At 67.8% G+C, this 8819-nt stretch carries 9 protein-coding genes; 8 read left to right on the plus strand and 1 reads right to left on the minus strand.

Annotated elements, in window-relative coordinates; genetic code table 11:
• Window positions 1-142 precede the first annotated feature (142 nt).
• From VLK61_RS05680 to VLK61_RS05705, 6 genes are all read left to right on the plus strand, one after another.
• On the plus strand, window positions 143-1126 hold the full coding sequence (locus tag VLK61_RS05680; RefSeq protein WP_325419159.1) for a tripartite tricarboxylate transporter substrate binding protein: 984 nt from the start codon (window positions 143-145) through the stop codon (window positions 1124-1126).
• Between the two features lie 178 nt (window positions 1127-1304).
• A complete protein-coding gene (locus tag VLK61_RS05685) occupies window positions 1305-2360 on the plus strand; it encodes a 3-keto-5-aminohexanoate cleavage protein (protein WP_325419152.1) in 1056 nt (351 codons plus the stop codon).
• 20 nt (window positions 2361-2380) lie between these two features.
• Window positions 2381-2962: an RBBP9/YdeN family alpha/beta hydrolase gene (locus VLK61_RS05690; RefSeq protein WP_325419154.1), complete on the plus strand. Its 582-nt coding sequence runs from the start codon at window positions 2381-2383 to the stop codon at window positions 2960-2962.
• A gap of 40 nt (window positions 2963-3002) precedes the next feature.
• Window positions 3003-3974 (plus strand): quinone oxidoreductase family protein, encoded by a 972-nt coding sequence (locus VLK61_RS05695; RefSeq protein WP_325419155.1) that lies wholly within the window; start codon window positions 3003-3005, stop codon window positions 3972-3974.
• A 16-nt stretch (window positions 3975-3990) separates the two neighbouring features.
• The gene (locus VLK61_RS05700) at window positions 3991-4992 is read left to right on the plus strand and encodes a YeiH family protein (RefSeq protein WP_414636775.1); all 1002 of its coding nucleotides are present in this window, start codon (window positions 3991-3993) and stop codon (window positions 4990-4992) included.
• Window positions 4993-5168: 176 nt separating this feature from the next.
• A complete protein-coding gene (locus tag VLK61_RS05705; protein WP_325419156.1) occupies window positions 5169-6317 on the plus strand; it encodes a porin in 1149 nt (382 codons plus the stop codon).
• Between the two features lie 139 nt (window positions 6318-6456).
• On the opposite strand, the gene VLK61_RS05710 is transcribed toward VLK61_RS05705, so the two are convergent.
• Window positions 6457-7527 (minus strand): AraC family transcriptional regulator, encoded by a 1071-nt coding sequence (locus VLK61_RS05710; RefSeq protein WP_325419157.1) that lies wholly within the window; start codon window positions 7525-7527, stop codon window positions 6457-6459.
• Between the two features lie 146 nt (window positions 7528-7673).
• Between VLK61_RS05710 and VLK61_RS05715 the strand changes: the two genes are divergently transcribed.
• The gene (locus VLK61_RS05715) at window positions 7674-8522 is read left to right on the plus strand and encodes a TauD/TfdA dioxygenase family protein (protein ID WP_325419161.1); all 849 of its coding nucleotides are present in this window, start codon (window positions 7674-7676) and stop codon (window positions 8520-8522) included.
• Window positions 8523-8544: 22 nt separating this feature from the next.
• A partial coding sequence (locus VLK61_RS05720) for a Tar ligand binding domain-containing protein (protein ID WP_325419158.1) occupies window positions 8545-8819 on the plus strand: 275 nt, incomplete at its 3' end.

Consider the following 8819-nt stretch of genomic DNA (forward strand, 5'->3'; position numbering starts at 1 on the left):
GCGGAAGTGTCACGACGCGATAAACCCGCGTCGCGAAAGGCCAAACCGCTGTGCACCCCCTATGCCTATGCTTGCACCTGTCTCGCACGTGCGGATTTCGCGCACGCGACATAGCATTACAAAGGAGATAGGCATGCGCACGATGAAAATGTACTTGGGGGCCCGTTCGGGGCTCCGATTCGCGGCGGCAGTAGTCGCCCTGGCCGCCGCACCGTTGGCCATGGCCTGGACCGACAAGCCCGTGAAGATGGTCGTACCCGCGCCCGCCGGCGGCACCATGGACGTGGTGGCACGCATCCTGGCCGAGCAGATTTCGCAGGACATCGGCCAGCCCGTGATCGTGGACAACAAGCCCGGAGCGGGCGGTGCCATCGCGGTGCAGGCCATGCTGGCGGCACCGACGGACGGCCAGACCATCATGGTCACGGCCAGCAACATCCTCACTGAAATCCCGCACGTGATGAAAACGGCTTTCGATCCGCTCAAGGACGTGAAGCCCGCCGCCGCCGTGGCGCGCGCGAGCATTGTGCTCGTAGGCACGCCGGGCCTGCCGGCGCAGGATCTCAAGGCGCTGATCGCCTACATCAAGAGCCAGCCGGGCAAGCTCAGCTTCGCGTCCTACAGCGCGGGCACCAGTTCGCACTATGCGGGCATGATCTTCAACCAGAAAGCGGGCGTGGACTTGCAGCATGTGCCGTTCCCCGGCTCGCCGCCAGCGCTGGCACAAGTCATGGGTGGGCAGATCCCTGTAATGTTCGACGGCATTGTGACCTCCAAGCCGCTGATCGCCGGCGGAAAGCTCAAGGCCTACGCCGTGGCATCGAAGGCGCGCTCGGCGCACCTGCCGCAAGTACCCACCTTCGCCGAGCTCGGCTTTCCCGAACTCGACTTCGGCAACTGGGTCGGCACCGTAGTGGCCGCGGGCGTCTCCCCCGAAATGACGGAGAAGATCGCCGCCGCAACAGCCAAGGCCGCAGCCGCACCCAAGGTGCGCGACCGCCTCGTCGGCGCGGGTTTCGAGGCCAGCCCCGCGATGTCCGCGGCGCAGCTGGGCCTGTCTGTGCGCGCCGACTACGAGCGCAACGCAGCCATCGTCAAGGCCTTCGGCATCCAGCTCAACCCCTGAGCACCCGGGCGGCCGTGCGCCGCCCTGACATGAATCGGTAAGCGGCGGTCAGCTGCAGTCAACCGCTTCCGGCCCACCCCCACCAGAATGAATCCATGCCGCATGCATGCGCCCCGACCGGGCTGATGCGGCGGGCACCCCTCACGTTTTCCGACATCGACCTACCAGGAGATTTGCCATGAACTTTCTCGACGATTCCCTTTTGCCCGAGAACCAGGAGAAACTGGTCATCACCGTGGCGCCCTACGGCCCCGAGTGGGAGCCCGCGGACTTCCCCGAGGACATCGCACTGACCATGGACGAGCAGGTGCAAAAGGCGGTCGACTGCTACAACGCCGGCGCCACGGTGTTGCACCTGCACGTGCGCGAACTCGACGGCACGGGCAGCAAGCACCTGTCGAAGTTCAACGAGCTCATCGCCGGCGTGCGCGCGGCCGTGCCCGAGATGATCATCCAGGTCGGCGGCTCGATCTCGTTCGCCCCCGAGGGCGAGGGCGCGGCGGCCAAATGGCTGTCGGACGACACGCGCCACATGCTGGCTGAACTCGACCCCAAGCCCGACCAGGTGACGATCGCGATCAACACCAACCAGATGAACGTGATGGAGATCCTGACCGAGGACGACATCGCCGGTACTTCGTTCCAGCGTGCGGCCGTGGCCAATGCCTACCGCGAGATGACGGTGCCGGCAGGCCCCGGCTGGGTCGAGGAGCACCTGCGCCGCCTGCAGGCCGCCGGCATCCAGCCGCACTTCCAGCTCGCCACCGTGGCGCAGCTCGAAACGGTGGAGCGGCTGATCCGCAAGGGTGTCTACACCGGCCCGCTGAACCTGACCTGGGTGGCCTTGGGTGGTGGCTTCGACGGCCCGAACCCCTACAACATGATGGAGTTCGTCCGCCGCGTGCCCGACGGCGCCTGCCTCACCTTGGAGACGCTGATGCGCAGCGTGCTGCCGGTGAACACCATGGCCATCGCCATGGGCCTGCACGCGCGCTGCGGCATCGAGGACAACCTCTGGGGCAAGAAGGGCGAGAAGATGAGCTCGGTGCAACAGATCGAGCAGTTGGTGCGTGTGGCGCGCGAGCTGGGCCGCGAGGTGGCCACCGCACAAGAGGCGCGCGCCATCTACCGGATCGGCCAGACCTACCGCAGCGCCGACGAGACGCTGGCGCGCCTGGGCTACCCGCCGAATCGCAAGGCCGGTGTGCGCGGCACGCCGCTGGCGATGGCTTGATGGCTGAAACGGGGACGTTGATGGACGAAGACGACGCGCCCACCGTGCTGATCGTGCCAGGCCTGCGCGACCACGTGGCCGAGCACTGGCAGACCCTGCTGGCGGCAAGGCTGCCGCGCGTTTGCTCGGTGGCGCCAATCGGCCGTGCTGCGCTCGACTGCGCCCAGCATGTGGCTCGCATCGAAGAGGCGGCGCAAGCGGTGGGCCGCCCGCTCGTGGTGGTCGCGCACAGCGGCGGCGCCATCATGGTGGCGCACTGGGCGCTTCGCACGCGCAGCGCCGTGCGGGGCGCCCTGCTCGCCACGCCACCGGATTTCGAGAGCCCGCTGCCATCCGGCTACCCCACACTCACGGCGCTGCGCGCCGGCGGCTGGCTGCCCGTGCCGCGTGCGCGCCTGCCTTTTCCCAGCATCGTTGCGGCCAGCCGCAACGACCCGCTGGGCAACTTCGACCGCGTGCGCGAGTTGGCCAAGACCTGGGGCAGCGCGCTGTTGGACCTGGGCGAAGCCGGGCACCTGAACCCGGCCTCGGGCTACGGCCCATGGCCGCTGGCCGAACAATTGATCGACACCTTGTGCATGACCCCGCTGCGCGCGGTCTGAATTGCATGCATTCTTCGCACTTGAACACTGGAGCACCACCATGGCCCAAGCCATCCGCTTTTACGAAACCGGCGGCCCCGAAGTCCTGAAACTGGAGAGCGTCGAAGTCGGTGCACCAGGCCCAGGCCAGGCGCGCGTGCGCCATGCGTATGTGGCCGTGAACTTCATCGACATTTACTTTCGCACCGGCCGCTATCCGCTGGCACTGCCCAACGGCCTGGGTTCGGACGCGGTGGGCGTAGTCGAGGCCGTCGGTCCCGGTGTGAACGGCATCGCGGTCGGCGACCGCGTCGGCTACCTGATGGGCCCGCAGGGCGCCTATTCCGATGTGCGCGTGTTGCCGGCCGACGTCTTGATCCCCATCCCCGACGGCGTGTCGGACCGCACCGCCTCCACGCTGATGATGAAGGGCATGACGGCACAGTACCTGTTCCGCCAGGTCTTTCCCCTGCAGGGCGGAGAGACCATTCTTTACCACGCCGCCGCAGGCGGCGTCGGCCTCGTGGCCTGCCAGTGGGCTCGCGCGCTGGGCGTCACCATGATCGGCACGGTCAGCACCGACGAGAAGGCCGAGATCGCTCGGGCGCATGGCTGCGCCCACACCATCGTGACCTCGCGCGAGGACATTGCCAAGCGCGTGCGCGAACTCACCGACGGCAAGGGTGTTCCCGTGGTCTACGACTCGGTGGGCAAGGACACGCTGATGGCCTCGCTGGACAGCCTGCAGCCGCGCGGCACGCTGGTGAGCAACGGCACCTCTTCGGGTCCGGTGGTGATCGACACCATGCTGCTGGCGGCCAAGGGCTCGCTGTGGGTGACTCGGCCGGCCATGCTGCATTACGCCCAGCCGCACGCACACATGCTGGCCATGGCCGACGAATTGTTTGGCCTGGTGCGCGCGGGCAAGATCACCGGCGAGCCGAACCAGAGCTTCGCGCTGGCCGACGCGGCACAGGCGCACCGCGCGCTCGAATCGCGCAAGACCACGGGCGCGACGGTGCTCGTGCCCTGAGCCGAGCCTTTCCATCATGACCACGATGGCCCTGCGTGGCGCGGTCACGCGCGCGCGTGACTTGTTCCCGGGCGTGTTGGCCAGTGCCGTGGTGGCCGCTGCAGCCACCTTCCTGTCGCAGCACTACGGCGCACCGGTGATGCTGTTCGCGTTGCTGCTGGGCATGGCCATGAACTTCCTCTCGTCCGAGGGCCGCTGCGCCGCCGGCGTGGAATTCACGGCGCGCACCATGCTGCGCGTGGGCGTGGCCTTGCTCGGCCTGCGCATCACTTATGGCCAGGTGGCGGCGCTGGGCTGGCAGCCCGTGGCGCTGATCCTGGTCAGCGTGGTCGCCACCATCGGTACCGCCATGCTCGCGGCGCGTTGGCTGGGCTTTCAAAGCCTGTTCGGTCTGCTGAGCGGCGGCGCCACCGCGATTTGCGGCGCCTCGGCGGCGCTGGCCATCGCCGCTGCGCTGCCAGCGCATCCGCTGAAGGAGCGCGCGACGCTGTTCACCGTGATCGGCGTCAGCGCCTTGTCCACGCTGGCCATGGTCGCCTATCCGATGCTTGCGCAATGGCTGGGGCTGGATGCGCGGCAGGCCGGTGTCTTTCTCGGCGCCACCATCCATGACGTGGCCCAGGTCGTGGGCGCGGGCTATGGCATGTCCACCGAGACCGGCGACGTGGCCACGCTCGTCAAGCTGCTGCGCGTGGCCATGCTGCTGCCCGTGATCTTGTTCGCCGTGGCGCTCACGCGGGCGCGCAGCGCGGGCGCACCGGGCAAGCGGCCGCCGCTGCTGCCGGGCTTCGCGGTCGGGTTCGCGCTGCTGGTTGCCGTCAACAGCATCGGATGGGTTCCGCCTGCACTGCAAACGCTGGGTGGCGATGCCTCGCGCTGGTGCCTGGTCGCTGCCATCGCGGCGATCGGTATGAAGACGCAGCTTGGCGAGCTGGCACGCGTAGGCCTGCGCCCCGTACTTCTGATGCTCGGCGAGACCGTGTTCCTCGCCGCACTGGTGTTGGCCCTGCTGCGCTGAGGCACCGGACCCTCGGGGCTTTCCCGAGGCTGTCACCAAATGGCAAGACCGCGTCGCTGCAAGCGAATCCGCGAATGCCCCAGCCCCCAAGAATCGGCCCTGCAACGAAACCCGCTGTTCGCCACGACCGGCTGCCAGGCAAAACAGCATGAAAGATCGCAGCCAGGAGAAACCCCTTGAAGACCAAACTCTCGCCCCTCGCCAGTCCGCGCAGCCAACGCAAGCGCGCCCGCCATTCCCGCCCCCTGCTGGCGGGCCTGACGCTGGCCGCACTGGCCGGCGCGGCCAGTGCGCAATCCGGCGTCACGCTCTACGGTGTGGTGGACGCCAGCGTCGCGCACGGTAGCGGCTCGGTGGCCAGCAAGACGCAGCTTCTTTCCGGCTCCCTGCTAGGCAGCCGCATCGGCTTTCGCGGCGTCGAGGACCTGGGCGGCGGCATGGCCGCAGCCTTTGTCCTGGAGTCGGGCCTGAACGCGGACAGTGGCACCGGCACTGCCAGCAACACCAACAACCAGGCCAGCGGCGCGGCGCCCGCCGCGGCCGGCGGCCAGGGCCTGACCTTCAACCGCATCTCGTACGTCAGCCTCGTCGGCGGCTGGGGCGAAGTCCGGCTCGGGCGCGACTACACGCCGACCTTCTTAGCGCAAGCCCTGCACGACCCAGCCCAGGTGGGCAGCGGCTTGTGGATTCCGCAGTCGGCGCTGGGATCGCGCACCGTGCTGGCGAACCCGGCCGGCGTGCGAGCGTCCAATTCCGTCAGCTATCTCCTGCCCCGAAGCGCCAGCTTCAGCGGCCAGCTCATGTACGCCATGGGCGAGAACGCGTCAAATGCGGGCGCCACGCGCAACGATGGCTCGTTGGTGGGGTTGCGCCTGGGCTATGCCAGCGGCGCGCTGGACCTGGGCCTGGCCACCGAGACCATCAAGCTAGCCTCGGTAGGCGACATCAAGGAAACCGTGCTGGGTGTGAACTACAACTTCGGCATGGCCAAGCTCTGGGCGCAAGTCCTGCGCGACACCACCAAGCTCGCGGGCAAGACGAACGGGCATTCGCTGGCCGTCACGGTGCCGATGGGCGCCACCGAGCTGCGCGCCGCGTGGTCGCGCTCCAAGCAGACGAACGCAGCGGGCGCGGCCACCGGCACCACCGACAAGCTGGCCTTCGCGGCGATCCACAGCCTGTCCAAGCGCACCTCGGTCTACACCACGCTGGCGCGCAGCAGCAACAAGAACGGCGCGGCGGGCGTGCCCTTCCCCGGCGTGGCAGTGACGACCGCCAACGGCCGGGCAAACGTCTACGAGTTTGGCGTCCGCCACGTGTTCTAAGCAACGTCTCGACCTTCTCCAAGGTCCGAGGAGAAAGCCCGCGGCAAGCGGGCCGGACTTCGACCCCGGCGGGTTCGCGCTTGCTGCAGCCCCGGCAGAACTGATTCTGGCCGGCGCTGCGGCTTTTCCTTTTGCGCGGTCAGCCGGGCGGCGCGCCAGTCACCGCTTCGGACTTCGCGGAGCTTCGGCTTTGCGAGGGGCTGCAGCCGAATTGCCCCTGGTACCAGCGCGAAAAGCCACTGGGCGCGGCAAATCCCAGCAGGGCCGCGACCTCGGTCAAAGGCCGCGCGCTGTGCAGCACATAGCGCGCGGCGAGCTCGACACGCAGTTCGTTGACAACTGTGGAAAAGCTCAGGCCCTGGTCGGCCAGGCGGCGCTGCACCGTACGGCAGACGATGCCCAGGTGCGAGGCCACCTGCTCGATGCTGCAGCGCCCGCTGGGCAGCAGCAGCATCGCGGTACGGCGCACATCGTCGAGCAGCGACCGCTCCTGCGCATCCTCCGGTGTGAGCTCCAGCAGGCGCAGCGCGTAACGCGCCATCAGCGGATCGGCAGACGGATTGGGTGCATCGAGCTCAGCGCGCGAGCAGACGATGGCATTGAACTCCTGGTCGAACTCGACGCGCGGCCCGAACACGCGGTAGTGTGTCGCCAGTTCGCGCGGCGCTGCGTGCGTGAAGCACACCAGCCGTGGCACCCAATGCTCGCCGAGGAAACGGCGCATCGCGCGCAGTAGCACGCCAATCGCCAGTTCCGTGGACTGGCGCACCGGCTGGGCGCTGCCCACCGTCACTTCCTCGCGGATCACAACGACTTCGCCCGACTCCTCCAGCACCATCGCCAACGAGCCATTGAGCGCCGCATGGTAGCGGATCAGCACCTCCACCGACTCGCGCAAGGTGGGCTGGTCGCGCACCACCAGGCCGACCGCGCCGAAATTGGAAAGCTGGCGCGACTCGGCCATGCGCAGCGCAAAGCTTTCCACGCCGCTGGCCTGGGCCGAGCGTTCCAGCAGCAGATTCACGCGATCGGCCGGCACCTTGATGTCGGGGTCCTTGAGCATGCCCGGGCTCAGACCGGCATCGGCCAGCATGCGCAGCGGGTCCAGGCCCAGGCTGCGTGCAACTTCGACGTAGCCGGTCAAGCTGGCGGCACGCACCAGGCGCACATGGGGCGCGGTGGGTGTTGACGGCGAGGCTTGCATTGGCATGCAATGGTAAGTATGGGTCGGTCGAAGTCAAGCGGGAATGCCAGGCCGTCTCCATACTTCAGCCAGAACAGCAGGAGACCCTCATCATGGCAGCAAGCACCGACCAAGCCCCTTCGATCATTCGCGCCAGCGTGCGCAAGAATTCGATCCAGGTCGAGCCCCTGACCTGCACCATCGGCGCGGAACTGCGCAATGTCGACCTCGGCACGGCTGCGCACGACGCCGACCTGCTGGCCGAGATCCGCGCGCTGCTGCTCAGGCACCGCGTGCTGTTCTTCCGCGACCAGGACATCACGCGCGCTGCGCACGTGGCTTTTGCGCGGAAATTCGGCGAACTGGAAGACCATCCGGTGGCCGGCAGCGATCCGGAGCATCCGGGCCTGGTCCGCATCTACAAGAACCCCGATCAGCCCAACGACCGCTACGAGAACGCCTGGCACACCGACGCCACCTGGCGCGAGAATCCGCCGTTTGGCTGCGTGCTGCGCTGCGTGGAGTGCCCGCCGGTAGGAGGCGACACGATGTGGGTCAACATGGTCGAGGCCTACGCGCGCCTGCCCGAGGATGTCAAGGCGAAGATTGCCGACTTGCGCGCGCGGCACAGCATCGAGTCCAGCTTCGGCGCGGCCATGACGATGGAAAAACGCCTGGCACTCAAGGCCCAGTTCCCCGATGCCGAGCACCCGGTGGTGCGCACGCACCCGGAAACCGGCGAGAAACTGTTGTTCGTGAACGCCTTCACCACGCACTTCACGAACTACCACACGCCGGCCAACGTGCGCTTCGGCCAGGACGCCAACCCCGGGGCCGGCCAGCTCCTGAGCTACCTGGTCAGCCAGGCCTACATCCCCGAGTTCCAGGTGCGCTTTCGCTGGCAGAAGAACAGCGTCGCGTTCTGGGACAACCGCAGCACCCAGCATTACGCGGTGATGGACTACCCGCCGTGCCACCGCAAGATGGAACGCGCCGGCATCGTGGGCGACCGCCCGTTCTGAAAAGCCCTGGCGCCTTGACCACATGAATCGTCTCACCATCAAGACCAGCCTGCTCCTGCTCGTGGGCGTGCTGATCGGCTTCATCCTGCTGTCGGTTGCCGCGACGGTGGTACGCGTGCAGGCCGGCAACGCGCAGCTCGGCCGCATGTACAACGAGCGCGTGCGCCCGCTGATGCGGCTCACCGACATCGCCGACGCCTATGCCCGCGGTGTTGTCGATACCGCGCAGAAGGCCCGCGACGGCCTGCTTGCACCGGACGCCGCTTTGAAGAACCTGCTGGCCGCGCGCCAGCGCAT

It is taken from the genome of Aquabacterium sp. (assembly GCF_035476535.1).
In the GTDB taxonomy this organism is placed as follows: Bacteria; Pseudomonadota; Gammaproteobacteria; order Burkholderiales; family Burkholderiaceae_C; genus Pseudaquabacterium.